The sequence below is a fragment of the Streptomyces sp. ISL-99 genome, assembly GCF_018614005.1.
GTDB classification, from domain to species: domain Bacteria; phylum Actinomycetota; class Actinomycetes; order Streptomycetales; family Streptomycetaceae; genus Streptomyces; species Streptomyces flavidovirens.
In genome coordinates, this window is sequence record NZ_JAGGPC010000004.1 from 62,352 (window position 1) to 77,654 (window position 15,303).

General features: G+C 71.1%; 12 protein-coding genes. 8 read left to right on the forward strand and 4 right to left on the reverse strand.

Features of this window, described 5'->3' with window-relative positions:
- Positions 1-67: 67 nt before the first annotated feature.
- From J7E91_RS02300 to pdhA, 3 genes are read right to left on the reverse strand one after another with little or no spacing between them, the layout of a single operon-like run.
- Positions 68-1,504, reverse strand: a complete 1,437-nt coding sequence (locus J7E91_RS02300; protein WP_214898661.1) for a dihydrolipoamide acetyltransferase family protein — start codon at positions 1,502-1,504, stop codon at positions 68-70.
- A 14-nt stretch (positions 1,505-1,518) separates the two neighbouring features.
- A complete protein-coding gene (locus tag J7E91_RS02305) occupies positions 1,519-2,508 on the reverse strand; it encodes an alpha-ketoacid dehydrogenase subunit beta (RefSeq protein WP_214898663.1) in 990 nt (329 codons plus the stop codon).
- 2 nt (positions 2,509-2,510) lie between these two features.
- The gene (gene pdhA / locus J7E91_RS02310; RefSeq protein WP_214898665.1) at positions 2,511-3,665 is read right to left on the reverse strand and encodes a pyruvate dehydrogenase (acetyl-transferring) E1 component subunit alpha; all 1,155 of its coding nucleotides are present in this window, start codon (positions 3,663-3,665) and stop codon (positions 2,511-2,513) included.
- Between the two features lie 326 nt (positions 3,666-3,991).
- Between pdhA and J7E91_RS02315 the strand changes: the two genes are divergently transcribed.
- From J7E91_RS02315 to J7E91_RS02325, 3 genes are all read left to right on the forward strand, one after another.
- Entirely contained in the window at positions 3,992-4,675 is a 684-nt protein-coding gene (locus tag J7E91_RS02315) for a response regulator transcription factor (protein ID WP_214898667.1), read from the forward strand.
- A gap of 83 nt (positions 4,676-4,758) precedes the next feature.
- Positions 4,759-5,184, forward strand: a complete 426-nt coding sequence (locus J7E91_RS02320; protein WP_214898669.1) for a pyridoxamine 5'-phosphate oxidase family protein — start codon at positions 4,759-4,761, stop codon at positions 5,182-5,184.
- Positions 5,185-5,207: 23 nt separating this feature from the next.
- Positions 5,208-6,236, forward strand: a complete 1,029-nt coding sequence (locus J7E91_RS02325; RefSeq protein ID WP_214898670.1) for a phosphotransferase — start codon at positions 5,208-5,210, stop codon at positions 6,234-6,236.
- 11 nt (positions 6,237-6,247) lie between these two features.
- Here the strand turns inward: J7E91_RS02325 and J7E91_RS02330 are convergent, their stop codons facing one another.
- Positions 6,248-7,915 (reverse strand): protein kinase, encoded by a 1,668-nt coding sequence (locus J7E91_RS02330; protein ID WP_214898672.1) that lies wholly within the window; start codon positions 7,913-7,915, stop codon positions 6,248-6,250.
- A gap of 326 nt (positions 7,916-8,241) precedes the next feature.
- Here J7E91_RS02330 and J7E91_RS02335 point away from each other — a divergent pair, with 326 nt between their 5' ends.
- From J7E91_RS02335 to J7E91_RS02355, 5 genes are all read left to right on the forward strand, one after another.
- On the forward strand, positions 8,242-9,900 hold the full coding sequence (locus J7E91_RS02335) for a protein kinase (protein ID WP_214898674.1): 1,659 nt from the start codon (positions 8,242-8,244) through the stop codon (positions 9,898-9,900).
- 191 nt (positions 9,901-10,091) lie between these two features.
- Positions 10,092-10,766 (forward strand): hypothetical protein, encoded by a 675-nt coding sequence (locus tag J7E91_RS02340; protein ID WP_214898676.1) that lies wholly within the window; start codon positions 10,092-10,094, stop codon positions 10,764-10,766.
- Between the two features lie 131 nt (positions 10,767-10,897).
- Positions 10,898-11,587, forward strand: a complete 690-nt coding sequence (locus J7E91_RS02345; RefSeq protein WP_214898678.1) for a PadR family transcriptional regulator — start codon at positions 10,898-10,900, stop codon at positions 11,585-11,587.
- A 65-nt stretch (positions 11,588-11,652) separates the two neighbouring features.
- A complete protein-coding gene (locus J7E91_RS02350; protein ID WP_214898680.1) occupies positions 11,653-12,420 on the forward strand; it encodes an ABC transporter ATP-binding protein in 768 nt (255 codons plus the stop codon).
- Positions 12,417-15,257 (forward strand): ABC transporter permease, encoded by a 2,841-nt coding sequence (locus J7E91_RS02355; RefSeq protein WP_214898682.1) that lies wholly within the window; start codon positions 12,417-12,419, stop codon positions 15,255-15,257. Before J7E91_RS02350 ends, J7E91_RS02355 begins: the two co-directional genes overlap by 4 nt.
- The last annotated feature ends 46 nt before the right edge of the window (positions 15,258-15,303 follow it).

Sequence of the window (15,303 nt, forward strand, 5' to 3'; positions counted from 1 at the left end):
ACCGTACGCACGAGTGCCCCGCCGGGATTCCCGGCGGGGCACTCGTGCGTAACCGCTTCCGGCCGGATCAGGCCCAGGTAATCAGGCGTTTCGGCTGTTCCAGTATGGCCGCCACGTCCGCCAGGACCCTTGAGCCCAGTTCGCCGTCGACCAGGCGGTGGTCGAAGGAGAGTGCCAGGGTGGTGACCTGACGGGGCTTTACCTTGCCCTTGTGCACCCACGGCTGGAGCTTGATCGCGCCGACCGCGAGGATCGCGGACTCTCCCGGGTTGAGGATCGGCGTACCGGTGTCGACGCCGAAGACGCCGACGTTGGTGATGGTCACCGTGCCGCCCTGCATCGCCGCCGGTGACGTCCTGCCCTCGCGGGCCGTCGCCACCAGCTCGCCCAGCGCCGCCGCCAGTTCCGGCAGGGTCTTGGCCTGGGCGTCCTTGATGTTCGGGACGATCAGGCCGCGCGGCGTGGCCGCCGCGATGCCCAGGTTCACGTACTCCTTGTGCACGATCTCCTGGTTGGCCTCGTCCCAGGCCGCGTTGACGTCCGGGTTGCGCTTGATGGCGACCAGGAACGCCTTGGCGACCAGGAGGAGCGGGTTGACGCGCAGGCCCGCCATGTCCTTGTCGGACTTCAGCTCTTCGACGAGCTTCATCGTGCGCGTAATGTCGAAGGTGATGAATTCCGTGACATGCGGCGCGGTGAACGCGCTGTTCACCATGGCCGACGCGATCGCCTTCCGTACGCCCTTGATGGGGGTACGGGTCTCACGGGCCGCACCGGCGGCGGGAGCCGGTGCCGGGACCGGGACCGCGGCCGGCTCGGGCTCGGGCGCCGGCGCGGGCTGCGCCGGCTCCACGCCCGCCGGAGTCGCGGCCGCCGCGTGGACGTCCTCGCGGGTGATGATCCCGTCGGGGCCGGTCGGCGTGATCGTGGCCAGGTCGAGGCCCAGGTCCTTGGCGAGCTTGCGGACCGGAGGCTTGGCCAGCGGGCGCGACGCGGGCACCGCCGTGGCGGCGGCGGCGCCGGGCCCGTGGCCGTTGAGCTCGGTCTGGACCGCCGCCACCGCGGCCGCCGGAGCCGCCGTCCCCTTGCGGGCACGGCGCTTGGTGGAGGCTTCGGAGACGCCGTAGCCGACGAGCACCGGCTGGCGGGCGGCGGGCTTGGCCTCCTCGGGTTCCGGAGCGGGTTCCGGAGCGGGCTCCGCCACCGGTACCTGCGCGGGGGCCTCAGGTGCGGCGGCCGGCGTCCCCGGCGCCACGTCCACGGTGATGATCACCTGGCCGACGTCGACCGTCACGCCCTCGCCGAAGCGAAGCTCGTGCACCACGCCGTCGTACGGGATGGGCAGCTCGACGGCGGCCTTCGCCGTCTCGACCTCGCACACCACCTGGCCGTCGGTGACCGTGTCGCCCGGCTGGACGTACCACTTGAGGATTTCGGCCTCCGTGAGCCCCTCGCCCACGTCGGGCATCTTGAACTCGCGGAAACGCTGGGAAGTCTCAGTCATCGTCACGGCTCTCCTCAGTACGCAAGCGAGCGGTCGACGGCGTCGAGTACCCGGTCAAGCCCCGGCAAGTACTCCTCCTCCAGGCGCGCCGGCGGGTACGGCGCGTGGAAGCCGCCCACCCTCAGCACCGGCGCCTCCAGGTGGTAGAAGCACCGCTCCGTGATGCGAGCGGCGATCTCGGCGCCCGAGCCGTAGAAGACCGGGGCCTCGTGGACCACGACCAGGCGGCGGGTCTTCTCCACCGACGTCTGGATCGTGTCGAAGTCGATCGGGGACATCGACCGCAGGTCGACGACTTCGAGGGACTTGCCCTCCTCGGCCGCCGCCGCTGCCGCCTCCGCGCAGACCTTCACCATCGGGCCGTACGCCGCGAGCGTCAGGTCGGAGCCCTCGCGGACGACCCGCGCCGTGTGGAGCGGGCCCGGGATGGCCTCGGTGTCGACCTCGCTCTTGTCCCAGTAGCGCCGCTTCGGCTCGAAGAAGATCACCGGGTCGTCACTCTGGATGGCCTGCTGCATCATCCAGTACGCGTCCGAGGAGTTGGACGGGGAGACGACCTTGAGGCCGGCGACGTGCGCGAACAGCGCCTCCGGCGACTCGCTGTGGTGCTCGACCGCGCCGATGCCGCCGCCGTACGGGATGCGGATGACGACCGGCATCTTGATCTTGCCGAGCGAGCGGGCGTGCATCTTCGCGAGCTGCGTGACGATCTGGTCGTACGCCGGGAAGACGAAGCCGTCGAACTGGATCTCCACGACCGGGCGGTAGCCCCGCAGGGCCAGGCCGATCGCCGTGCCCACGATGCCGGACTCGGCGAGCGGGGTGTCGATGACCCGCTCCTCACCGAAGTCCTTCTGGAGGCCGTCGGTGACGCGGAAGACGCCGCCGAGCTTGCCGACGTCCTCGCCCATGATGAGGACCTTCGGGTCGGTGTCGAGGGCCTTGCGCAGCGACTCGTTGATCGCCTTCGCGAGCGGAAGTTTCTGTACAGACTGTACGGACATGGCTACTTGCCCTCCACTGACTCGGCGAAGGACGCCTGGTACGCGGCGAACTGCGCCCGCTCCTCGTCGACGAGGGCGTGGCCGTCCGCGTAGACGTTCTCGAAGATCGCCATCTGGTCGGGGTCGGGCATCGCCCGCACCGCCTCGCGGACCCGCCTGCCCAGCGACTCCGACTCCGTCTCCAGCTCCTCGAAGAAGGCCGCGTCGGCGAGGCCTGCCTTCTCCAGGTACGTACGCATACGCAGGATCGGGTCCTTCGCCTCCCACGCCTCGCGCTCCTCGTCGGCCCGGTACTTCGTCGGGTCGTCGGAGGTGGTGTGCGCGCCCATGCGGTACGTGAAGGCCTCGACCAGCGTCGGGCCCTCGCCCCGGCGCGCGCGCTCCAGCGCGTCGCGGGTCACGGCCAGGCAGGCGAGTACGTCGTTGCCGTCGACCCGGACGCCCGGGAAGCCGAAGCCCTGCGCGCGCTGGTAGAGCGGGACGCGGGTCTGGCGCTCGGTGGGCTCGGAGATCGCCCACTGGTTGTTCTGGCAGAAGAAGACGACCGGGGCGTTGTAGACCGCGGAGAAGGTGAACGATTCGGCGACATCGCCCTGGCTGGACGCGCCGTCGCCGAAGTACGCGACGACCGCGGAGTCCGCGCCGTCCTTGGCGACACCCATCGCGTAACCGGTCGCGTGCAGCGTCTGCGAGCCGATGACGATCGTGTACAGATGGAAATTGTTGGTGCTGGGGTCCCAGCCACCGTGGTTGACGCCACGGAACATTCCCAGCAAATTGGTCGGGTCGACGCCACGGCACCAGGCGACACCGTGCTCGCGGTACGTCGGAAAGACGTAGTCGTCGTCGCGGAGAGCGCGTCCGGAGCCGATCTGGGCCGCCTCCTGGCCGAGCAGCGAGGCCCACAGGCCCAGCTCGCCCTGGCGCTGGAGCGAGGTGGCCTCGGCGTCGAAGCGGCGGGTGAGGACCATGTCCCGGTACAGGCCGAGCAGTTCGTCCGGGGTGAGATCGATCGAGTAGTCCGGGTGCTCGACCCGCTCGCCCTCGGGGGTCAGCAGCTGTACGAGCTCCGGCTCGGATCGCTGGGGTTTCTTGGCGCTGACGCGCTTGGTGCTGCTGCGTCGCGGCTTACGCGCGGCAGTGCTCTCCACGGTCACGTGCGTGCTCCTCCGTCTGTCCGGCCCCCGGGGTCTGCCGGTGACCAGTGCGGCTCACCTGCTTGCGTCCTCGTGCACGGGGTGGGTGCGACTCGGCCGGGAACAGGTGTGACAGGTGCCCCGGCGAAACGCCCTGCCAAAGGAACGTTACCCAGTGCTCCGCATAACTGCGAAACCCCATTTGACCTGCGATTTTGCTTGGAAATCCAAGTAAATCGAAGAATTCGGGAACAACCACTGGTCACAGCCTTGCGGGCCGCCGGAACAGGGGCACGTTATCCCGGCGACCCACGGCACGGGAAGAGTTCGCATGTAAGGATGACGGCGTGCCCGTAGATGGAAAAATCATCGTATTTCTTGTCGACGACCACGAGGTGGTCCGGCGCGGCGTCCACGAGCTGCTGTCCGTGGAGGACGACATCGAGGTGGTCGGCGAGGCCGGCACGGCCACAGATGCCCTGGTCAGGATCCCTGCGACCCGTCCGGACGTGGCCGTTCTCGATGTACGGCTGCCGGACGGAAGCGGCGTGGAGGTGTGCCGGGAAGTCCGTTCGCAGAATGCGGATATCAAATGCCTGATGCTGACCTCGTTCGCCGACGACGAGGCACTTTTCGACGCCATCATGGCCGGTGCGTCCGGATACGTCCTCAAGGCGATCCGCGGCAACGAACTGCTGGTGGCCGTACGCGACGTGGCGGCGGGCAAGTCGCTGCTCGACCCGGTCGCGACCGCCCGCGTGCTTGAGCGGCTGCGTTCGGGCAACGGCGACGGCAGCGGCGGCGACGGCGCCAAGGGCGACAGCCGGCTCGCGAACCTCACCGAGCAGGAGCGCAAGATCCTCGACCTGATCGGCGAGGGCCTGACCAACCGGGTCATCGGCGAGCGGCTGCATCTCGCGGAGAAGACCATCAAGAACTACGTCTCCAGCCTGCTCTCCAAGCTGGGCATGCAGCGCCGCTCGCAGGCCGCCGCCTATGTGGCGCGCAAGCAGGCGGAGGAGAGACGCTAGCTCGGAGAGACGCCGGCCACACGTACGCCATTCGGGACTTCCGTCCCTTTTACGGCCCTCCCCGGTGCCCGACAGTGAAGGGCATGCCCACCGAGGACCTACGCGCCATCGAACTCCTCCGCCGTGTCCCCTACGGCCGAGTCGCCACGAGCATGCGGGCCCTGCCCTTCCTTGCCGTCGCCCGCCACATCGTCGTCCAGGGGCGCGTGCTGCTGCGCATGCACGCGGGCTTCAACCACCACCAGGCCTGCCACGGCAGTGTGGTCGCGTACGGTGCGGACAACTTCAACGTGCCGGTGTCCGGCGACGAGACCCTGTGGGCCGTCCAGTGCACCGGCACCGCCGAGATCTTCGAGCCGGCCACCGCCGAGCTGGAGCTCTTCGGCCGTGGCCCCCGCTACGTCAGCGGCGAGCTCTTCGACCCCGTCTACATGCGCATCGAGCCGCAGTTCGTCACCGCGCACACCCTCAACAGCGCCCCCGAGCGACGGCGCGAGCACGCTCTGTGATTTCGTGATCTAACATCTGGCGGGTGCCACGCTCATCTGTACTCGCCCCTTCGCCGCCCGTCGGTGACCTGCTGCGCCGCTACCGCGACGCGGGCGACCCACTCTCCTGCGAACCCGTGGCCCAAGGCCTGCTCAACCACGGCTACCGCCTCGTCACCACCCGCGGCGACTACTTCCTCAAGCACCACCTCGACGGCGACCGCGACACGATCAGGCGCCAGCACCGCGCCACCCGCCACCTCCAGGCCTTCGGCGTCCCCGTCGCCCCGCCCGTCGAGGACGCCCATGGCCGCACCGTCACCGTGATCGGCGGCCGCTGTTACGCCCTGCACCCGTGGATCGAGGGCCGCCACCGGGACGGCGCCCAGCTCACGACGGTGGAATCGCGGCGCCTCGGGGCGCTTCTGGGGCTCGTGCACACCTGCCTCGACCGCGTGATGCCCGACCGGGTGCTGGAGGACGCGGACCTGCGCAGGCACGACTGCGCCGACCCCGCCGACACCTTCGCCCTGATCGACGAGCTGCTGACGCTGGCGCGCGGGCAGCGGCCCCGTGACGCCTTCGACGTACTGGCCGAGCACCGCCTGCTGGAGCGGCGCGCGCTCCTGGAGCGGCTCGCACACCGGCGGCCCCCGCCGGTCGCCGAGCCCGCCACGGGATGGGTGCACGGCGACTTCCATCCGCTGAACCTGCTCTACCGGGGCGCCGAGCCCGCCGCGATCGTCGACTGGGACCGGCTCGCGGTGCAGCCGCGCGCGGAGGAGGTGGTACGGGCCGCGGCGATCTTCTTCGTACGGCCGGACGGGGAGCTGGAGCTGGCGAAGGTACGGGCGTACGCGGCGGCGTACCGGCGGGCGGCCGGGGCCGGGGCGCAGGAGCTGGCGGCCGCGGTGCACCGGGTGTGGTGGGAGCGGCTCAACGACTTCTGGATACTGCGCTGGCGCTACCAGCGGCACGACCGAAGGGCCGACCCGCAGTTTCCTGCGGCGTCGGCCCTGGCGGTGTGGTGGACGAAGGAGTACGAGGCGGTGTGCGAGGCGTTCGCCGGGTGAGGCGTGCGGACTCAGGGGGTGGTGGCGCCCGCGTTCGTACCGCCCGCGTCGGTGCCGCCCGCGTCCGTGCCCCCGGCGCCCGTCCCGCCCGCGTCGGTGCCGCCGGCGTCCGTGCCGCCCGGGTCCGTGCCGGGGTCGCCGTTGGTGCCGCCGTCGCTCGTACCGCCGTCGTCCGTGCCGCCCACGTCCGTGCCGCCGTCGTCCGTGCCGCCGTCCGTCGACGTGCCCGGAGCGGTCTGCGTCGGGCTCGACGGCGGATCGCTGGGCGTGTTCGACGGCGTACTGCTCGGGGGCGTCGACGGGATGTCCGTCGGCGTCCAGCTCGGCTGCTGGCCGCCGGTCGAGGAGGTGCCCGGGTCGGTGTCGGGCGAGCTTTCCCCTCCGTCGTCGGTGGGCGACTTGGAGGGCTTCTTCTCCGACTCGGTCGGGCTTTCGGAGACCTTCGGCGGGTCCTTCTTCTCCTCGGTGCCGTTGTCGGCCGCACGGTTCATCGCGAAGGCGACGCCCGCCGTGATCGCGATGATCGCGAGCACCGCGAACATCCACATCTTGCCGCGGCCGCCCCTGTTGCCGCCGTGCCCGCCGTCGTACCCCCCGTCGTCCGGGTTCATCGGCGGCAGCATCGCCCCGCCGGCCCGCATCTGCGAGGTGTCGCCGTGGTGGGGGTGCCCCATCGCCGTCGTCGCGTACGTGCCGCCGCCCGCCGGGGTGTGGCCGCCCTCGTGCAACTCGACGGGGCCGGTGTTCCACACGCCGGTGTGGCTGCCCTGCTCCTGGAGCATGGACAGGCCGTACTGGATGAGACCGCGCATCTCCTCGGCGCTCTGGAACCGGTCGTCCGGGTCCTTGGCCAGCGAGCGCATGACGAGCCCGTCGAGCTCGGGCGGCGCCACGTCCGAGATCTCGGACGGCGGTACGGGGATGTCCTGCACGTGCTGGTAGACCACCGACAGAGGCGTCTCACCGGTGAACGGGGGCCGCTGCGCGAGCAGTTCGTACAGCAGGCAGCCGGTCGCGTACAGGTCGCTGCGGTGGTCGACGGCCTTGCCCAGCGCCTGCTCGGGGGAGAGGTACTGCGGCGTGCCCATGACCATGCCGGTCTGCGTCATGGTCGACTGCGCGCCGTGCAGGGCGCGGGCGATGCCGAAGTCCATGACCTTGACCGCGCCGCTGTGCGTGATGATCACGTTCGCAGGCTTGATGTCGCGGTGCACGATGCCGTGCTGGTGGCTGTACGCGAGCGCTTCGAGTACGCCGGAGACGATGATCAGGGCCTGTTCGGGGCCCGGCGCCTCGGCGTTCTGGAGCAGCTCGCGGATCGTCCGGCCCTCGACGAGCTCCATCACGATGTAGGGGACGACGCTGCCGCCGACCTGGTCCTCGCCGGAGTCGTACACGGCGACCACCGCGTGGTGGTTCAGGCCGGCGACCGACTGTGCCTCACGGGTGAACCGGGCCTTGGATGTCGGGTCTTCCGCAAGGTCGGAGCGCAGCAGCTTCACTGCCACGGTACGGCCGAGCCGTACGTCCTCGGCGGCGAACACTTCCGCCATGCCGCCGCGGCCGAGGCGGTGCGTCAGGCGGTAGCGACCATCGCCGACCAATCCGCCCATACCCCATGATTCCGGGGCGTCCGACACTCCGCCGCCGCTTCCCTCGGGTTCGGGTTCGGGTGCCATCAGTCCTCGCCGTCGTTTCTGTCCGCGTCGCGTCCGCGGTCGTCCTCATGGGCCTCAAGTCTCAAGGTCTGGGCCTCAAGGTGCTCCGCCACGTCACGCTACAGCCTCCGCGCGACGCCCCGGTTCGAGAGAGACCGGCCATCAAACCCGTTGCCGATGTACCCGTGCAAATTCCGGACCCGCGCGGGACCCGTGCCGCACCCCCGCTGTAACGCTTGCGCGACGCTTGTTGCGCGTACGGTCACGGAACGGGCACCGCGCTTGACGTGTCAGTGCCCTCGGGCAGACTTGGCCCGTAAATCTTGCGCTGAGGGGGAAGCACAGTCATGAGCCAGGACGGCGGACAGGGCCGCTACGCAGGCGGCTCGGTCGCGGGCGGGCGCTACCAGCTGCGCGACCTGCTCGGAGAAGGCGGCATGGCGTCGGTGTACCTCGCGTACGACTCCGCGCTCGACCGCCAGGTGGCCATCAAGACGCTGCATACGGAACTGGGGCGCGAACAGTCGTTCCGCGAGCGGTTCCGGCGCGAGGCGCAGGCCGTCGCCAAGCTTTCCCACACCAACATCGTCTCGGTCTTCGACACCGGCGAGGACGAGCTGGACGGCGCGCTGATGCCGTACATCGTCATGGAGTACGTGGAGGGGCAGCCGCTCGGCTCCGTACTCCAGGCGGACATCGCGCAGTACGGCGCCATGCCCACCGACAAAGCGCTCAAGATCACATCGGATGTGCTGGCCGCGCTGGAGACCAGTCACGAAATGGGCCTGGTCCACCGCGACATCAAGCCCGGCAACGTGATGATGAGCAAGCGCAATGTCGTCAAGGTCATGGACTTCGGCATCGCGCGCGCCATGCAGTCCGGTGTCACGTCCATGACGCAGACCGGCATGGTCGTCGGTACGCCGCAGTACCTGTCGCCCGAGCAGGCGCTGGGGCGCGGGGTCGACGCGCGCTCCGACCTGTACTCGGTCGGCATCATGCTGTTCCAGCTGGTGACGGGGCGGCTGCCGTTCGACGCGGATTCGCCGCTCGCCATCGCGTACGCGCACGTCCAGGAGGAGCCGGTGGCTCCTTCGTCGATCAACCGGTCGGTCCCGCCCGGCGTCGACGCCCTGGTCGCGCGGGCGCTGAAGAAGAACCCGAACGAGCGCTTCCCGAGCGCTGCCGCGATGCGTGACGAGTGCGCGCGGGTGTCGGGTTCCGGCCAGGCGGGCGTCGCGCCGGTGATCATCGCCGGCGGCCCCTCGCAGAGCGGGTCCGGGGTCGGATCCGCCGTCTTCCCGCCGGTCGACCAGGCGGGTTACCCGCCGAGCGGCAACGTCCAGACGCCTTACCGGCCGACGCCGCCGCCGGGACCGTACGGACCGCACACGCCCGCCCCCGGCCCCGCGCAGCCTGCCTACGGGTACCCGACGCCGGCTCCGTACGCGACGCACGGCATGCAGCAGGGGGGCCAGCACCAGGGCGGGCAGACGCCGCCGCCGTACACGATGTCGCCCGGTACGTCGCCGAATCCGGGCGGCGGGGGTGGCGGCGGTGGCCGGAACATGCCGGTGATCGTGGGGGCGATCACGGTCGTACTGCTGGCGATCGGCGGCGTGATCACCGCGATCTCCCTCAAGGACGACTCGAAGGGCGGCGACGTGACGACCGACGACCCGCCGCAGAGCGAGGTGGCGGCGAAGCCCGGCTACAAGGGCCCTGACCGCAGCCGGACGATGGAGACCACGGATTGCTCGCCGGGCAGGGAATCGGCGACCGACCCGGAGAAGGTCGAGGTGCCGAGCTTCCTCTACAAGGACCTCCGCTCGGTCAAGCTGTGCCTCCAGGCGGCGAACTGGAAGATCAAGGAGACCAGGGTCGACAGCCCCACCTGGGGCGAGGACACCGTGCTCAACCAATACCCCAAGAGCGGCTCCGACATCGACCCCGAGGACGCCACGATCGAGGTCGAGGTCTCCACCGGCAACCCGCCCTCGGACTAGGCCGAACGGTCGCGCGGTCCGGCTGGGACGCGTGCAGGGGCCCGGTGCGCTCGGTGCGCGCCGGGCCCCTTTCGTGTGACCCGACGTGCCGGAAATGTTGCCGCATGTGACGCTGAGTCCGTTGTCTCAGTTGTCTCAGTGGTCCGGCTCACATCGTGGTCGGGCGCGTTCGGGTCAGGAGGCGGAATCCCATGGCTGTCCGGTTCGCAGCGGTGGGGGTGGGGGTGGCGGTGGTGCTGGTGCTGCCGGTTTCGGGGGCGTACGCCGAGGAGCACCCGCCGGGGCCTGCGCCCGCGTCCACGTCCGGGGGGCCGGCGGCGATCCCGGGCGACGCCGAAGAGGACGAGTTGCTGCCGGGCGTCGGAGCGCCGGACATGCCGGAAGGGCCCTACGCCTCCGCCGCCTCGCCCGCCGAGAGCCTGGCGGGCCGGCCGGCCGGTGAGGGGCGTAAGCGGCCGGGCCGGGCACCGGAGAAGAGCGCGGATCCGGGTGAGGGTGAGGAAACGGGGGAGGAGGCGGCCGGGGAGGCGTCCCCGAGCGGCAGTGCGAGTCCGTCGGGCAGCCCCCGGGGCACGCCCAGCCCGTCCGCGTCCGGCTCCGCCTCCGCGTCGGCGAGCGCCTCGGCCACCCCCCGTAAGTCGTACGCGCCCAAGCCCTGGGACGTACACGAAGAGGCGCTGGAGGACCCCGGGCACGAGCCGGCCGCCTCGCCCCCCGACCCGCCGCCGGGCGGCGCGCACGAGGGGTCCGAGCAGGTCGTGGCGCAGTCCGACCCGCTGGGCGTGCATGTGCTGCCACTGGGAGCGGGGCTCACTCTGGTCGGGCTGGGGCTGGGGTTCCTGGGGCTCCGGCTGCGGCGCGGCTGAGCGGTCGTCGTGCAGCTGTCCGGCGGTCGTCCTTTGCGGCTGTCCCGGGGTCGTCCCTCTCAAGACCTACTCGCGACGTCCCTCTCAGGGCGGTTGCCGCTTCGCCAACATACTCGGTATACATACTCGGTATGTCGATCCGTCACGGGCTGCTTGCCCTCCTTGAGCACGGGCCCCGTTACGGCTCCCAGTTGCGTACCGAGTTCGAGTCGCGCACCGGCGCGACCTGGCCCCTCAACGTCGGCCAGGTCTATACGACTCTGGGCCGCCTCGAACGCGACGGCATGGTCGTCCAGGACGGCGAGGACGGAGCCGGCCACGCGCTCTACGCGATCACGGACGCGGGGCGTGGTGAACTCAGGAGCTGGTTCGAGCGGCCCGTCGACCGTGCCAGCCCGCCTCGCGACGAGCTGGCCATCAAGCTCGCCATGGCCGTCGGCGCCCCGGGAGTCGACATCCGGGCCGTCATCCAGGCCCAGCGCCACGCCACTCTCCGGGCGATGCAGGACTACACCCGCCTCAAGGCCCAGGCCCTCGTCGCCGTCGAGGGCTCGGACGGCGAGAAGGGGCGCGACGACATCGCCTGGCTGCTCGTACTGGAACAGCTGATCTTCCAGACCGAGGCCGAGGCGCGCTGGCTCGACCACTCCGAGTCGCGGCTCGCCCGGCTCTCCGCGACGGCCGCGCGCAGGGCCGGGAGCACTCCCGCGGCCGCGTCACCCGGCACGGCGGCCGGGGAAGACCCGATCGCCCCCGCCGTCAGCACCACCGATACCGGAACCGCTCGTACCACCTCGACGTCTCGCAGCGCACGGCGATAAGCCGCGTCGCACGACCATTCCCGTCCCAGGGGGGACCCTTCATGCCCGAAGCCATGCCCGGACCCATGTCCCAAAAGTCACAGCAGCCCCAAGAGCCGCATGAGTCACAGCAGCCGGTCCTTCGGCTTGAGCAGCTCACCCGCGTCCACGGCAGCGGCGCCACCGAGGTGCACGCGCTGCGCGGCGTCGACCTCTCCGTCTTTCCCGGTGAACTTGTCGCCGTCATGGGCCCGTCCGGCTCCGGCAAGTCCACCCTGCTCACCATCGCGGGCGGCCTCGACAGCCCCACTTCGGGCCGCGTCGTCGTCGAAGGTACGGACATCACGACCGTCGGCCGCAAGGAACTCGCCGCCCTGCGCCGCCGCAGCATCGGCTACGTCTTCCAGGACTACAACCTCATACCGGCCCTGACCGCCGCCGAGAACATCGCCCTGCCCCGCGAACTGGACGGCGTGTCCGCCCGCAAGGCCCGCGTCTCCGCGGTCGCCGCGCTGGAGGAGATGGGCCTCGGCCGGCTCGCCGACCGCTTCCCCGACGAGATGTCCGGCGGCCAGCAGCAGCGCGTGGCCATCGCCCGCGCCCTGGTGGGCGACCGCCGCCTCGTCCTCGCCGACGAGCCGACCGGCGCGCTGGACTCCGAGACGGGCGAGTCCGTACTCGCGCTGCTGCGCGCCCGCTGCGACGCCGGCGCCGCCGGCATCCTCGTCACCCACGAACCGCGCTTCGCGGCCTGGGCCGACCGGGTGGTTTTCCTGCGCGACGGTTCCGTCGTCGACGAGACCCTGCGCAGCCAGGCCGACTCCCTGCTCTCCGGGCAGGCGGCCGCACAGTGAACCGCTGGTACCACTCATGGGTGGCCGCGGTGCGCATCGCCCGCCGCGACGCCTGGCGCTTCAAGGGCCGCAGCTCCCTCGTACTCGCCATGATCGCCCTGCCGATCCTGGGCGTCAGCGCCGCGGATGTGACCCTGCGCAGCGCGGACCTCTCGGCCGAGCAGAAGATGGAACGCGGCCTGGGCACCGCCGACGCCCGCATGAGCGACCCCGGCATGGGCGGCGTGCCGATCCTCCAGACCCCCGACGGCGTCAGCAGCGCGCCGGCGAAGGACTACGGAGAGGGAATCTGGCCCGAGGGCCGCAGTGACATCCGGGCTGCCTTCCCGGCGGGCGCCAAGACGCTCAAGGACTCGAACGGCAGCGGCAAGCTCCGTACCGGGCACGGCCTGCTCAACACCGTGATCCACGAGCTGGACGCGACCGACCCCATGACCAGGGGCATGATGACCCTCGAAGAGGGCCGGTTCCCCGACAAGGCCGGCGAGGTCGCCGCGACCACCCACTTCCTGGAGGCCGGCGGCCTGAAGGTGGGCTCGACGATCGCCGCCCGCGGGCTCGACACCGAGTACCGGATCGTCGGCTCGTACGAACTCCCCGACGCGCTGAAGACCGACGAGGTACTCGCCCCGCCCGGCACGTTCCTGGCGCCGCTCGACAAGGCGCTGAAGGCCGACGACCTGCCCGGCACGGAGACCAGCAGCACGTACCTGGTCTCCGTCGGCGGCGACGGTTTCACGTGGAACATGGTCAAAAAGGCCAACAGCCAAGGCGTTACGGTCATTTCGCGGGCCGTAGCCCTCAACCCGCCCGCCGACTCCGAGGTGCCGCTGTACCAGAAGGACGGCTGGTCCAACTATCAGCAGAGCGCGGCGTCCGAGGCCGCGGCGCTCGCCGTCGTCGCCACCGTCGTCGGCCTCGCCATGCTGGAGATCTGCCTGCTGGCCGGTCCCGCGTTCGCTGTCGGCGCCCGGCGCTCCGCACGCCAGCTCGGCCTCGTCGGCGCGAACGGCGGCGACCGCCGCCACATCCGCGCCATCGTGCTCTCCGGCGGTCTGGTCATCGGCGTCGCCGCGGCGGTCGTCGGCACCGTCCTCGGCCTGCTCCTCACTTTCGCGCTGCGGCCGCTGCTCGAGGACTACATGGGTCAGCGGTTCGGCAGCTTCGATGTCCGCCCGCTGGAGCTGCTCGGCATCGGCCTGCTCGCCGTCCTCACCGGCCTGCTCGCCGCGATCGTCCCGGCCATCACCTCGTCCCGGCAGTCCGTACTGGCCTCGCTGACCGGCCGCCGCGGGGTACGCCGCTCCAGCCGCGTCCTGCCCGTCATCGGCCTGATCGCGGCCGGCCTGGGCATCACCATCACCCTGTACGGCGCCACCGCCACCGACAACGTCGCCGTCGTCGCGGGCGGCAGCGCCCTCGCCGAGCTGGGCATCGTCGCGCTCACCCCCGCCCTGGTCGGCCTCTTCGGCAGGCTCGGCGGGTGGCTGCCGCTGTCCCCGCGCCTCGCCCTGCGCGACGCCGTGCGCAACCGGGGCCGTACGGCCCCCGCCGTCGCCGCCGTGCTGGCCGCCGTCGCGGGCACCGTCGCGGTGGCGACGTACACCGCCAGCGACGACGTCCAGCAGCGCGCCGCGTACGAGGCGCGGCTCCCGCACGGCGTGGTGACCGTGCTGAACGCCGAGGGCGGCGGCCGAGACGTGCCGGCCATCCGCGCGGCCGTCCAGAAGCACTTCCCCGTCGACGTACGCGCCGACGTCGACCGGATCGTCGTCGGCAACGCCGGCTGCGCGCCGTACAGCGACGCCAAGGGCTGCGGACGGTACGAGATCTTCACGCCCAAGGACAACCGCTGCGTCCTGTGGGCGGAGGGCACTCCCGGCTCGAAGGAGCTCACGACGGCCGAGCGCCGCAAGCTGTCGAAGGACTGGCGCTGTGAGGAGAACGGGCAGTACGCCGAGTACGACGTCCTCGTAGCCGACGAGAAGCTGCTGTCGGTCCTCGCGGTCGACGACCCGGCCGCCTTCAGCGCCCTCAAGAGCGGCAAGGCGGTCTCCTTCGACCGGCGCAACGTCGAGAAGGGCCAGGTCGGCATCAAGCTGATCACCGACACCGACCAGGCCGACCTGATGGCGCAGAAGGGCAAGGACGCCCCCGGCGAGATCAAGTCCTTCCCCGTCCATCAGGCCCCGCGGTCCGCCACGGCGTACGGAGTCAAGGTCATCCTGCCCGCTCCGGCGGCACAGGCCGCCGGGCTCATCACCGCACCGGTCGGCGCGTACTTCTCGACCGACGAGCTGCCGAGCAGCACGCAGCAGCAGAAGCTCGAAGCGGCACTCGACGCGCTGGGCACCGACGGCGGGCTGTATGTCGAGAAGGGTTACACCGGCGACAACAGCGTCGTACTGCTGGCCCTGGCCATCTTCGCCGGACTCGTCACCATCGGCGCGGCAGGCATCGCCACGGGCCTCGCCCAGACCGACGCCGAGCCCGACCTCAAGACCCTCGCCGCGGTCGGCGCGCCCCCGCGGGTGCGCAGGACGCTGAGCGGTTTCCAGTGCGGGGTGGTCGCCGCGATGGGCGTGGCGCTCGGCTCGGCGGCGGGCGTACTGCCCGCGATCGGGCTGCGGCTGACCGAGGAACGCCAGCAGCTCAAGTGGTACGAGGAGGCCCTGGACGCCGGTATGGGTGGCGTCAACGAGGCGCCGTACGTCCCGATCGTCGTCCCCTGGGAAACCCTCGCGGCGCTGCTCGTCGCCGTACCCGTGGGCGCGGCGCTCCTCGCCGCACTCGTCACCAGATCCCGCACCGCGGTGGCGCGGCGCGCGGCGGGCTGACACACGCGGTTGCTTCCCGTGCCCCCGTACAGGGTGGATCACCCCT

Coding starts and splice junctions, on each gene's coding strand:
- J7E91_RS02300 (WP_214898661.1), bottom strand. CDS start 1,504: ATGACTGAGACTTCCCAGCGTTTCCGCGAGTTCAAGATGCCCGACGTG.
- J7E91_RS02305 (WP_214898663.1), bottom strand. CDS start 2,508: ATGTCCGTACAGTCTGTACAGAAACTTCCGCTCGCGAAGGCGATCAAC.
- J7E91_RS02320 (WP_214898669.1), top strand. CDS start 4,759: ATGCCCACCGAGGACCTACGCGCCATCGAACTCCTCCGCCGTGTCCCC.
- J7E91_RS02330 (WP_214898672.1), bottom strand. CDS start 7,915: ATGGCACCCGAACCCGAACCCGAGGGAAGCGGCGGCGGAGTGTCGGAC.
- J7E91_RS02335 (WP_214898674.1), top strand. CDS start 8,242: ATGAGCCAGGACGGCGGACAGGGCCGCTACGCAGGCGGCTCGGTCGCG.
- J7E91_RS02340 (WP_214898676.1), top strand. CDS start 10,092: ATGGCTGTCCGGTTCGCAGCGGTGGGGGTGGGGGTGGCGGTGGTGCTG.
- J7E91_RS02345 (WP_214898678.1), top strand. CDS start 10,898: ATGTCGATCCGTCACGGGCTGCTTGCCCTCCTTGAGCACGGGCCCCGT.
- J7E91_RS02350 (WP_214898680.1), top strand. CDS start 11,653: ATGTCCCAAAAGTCACAGCAGCCCCAAGAGCCGCATGAGTCACAGCAG.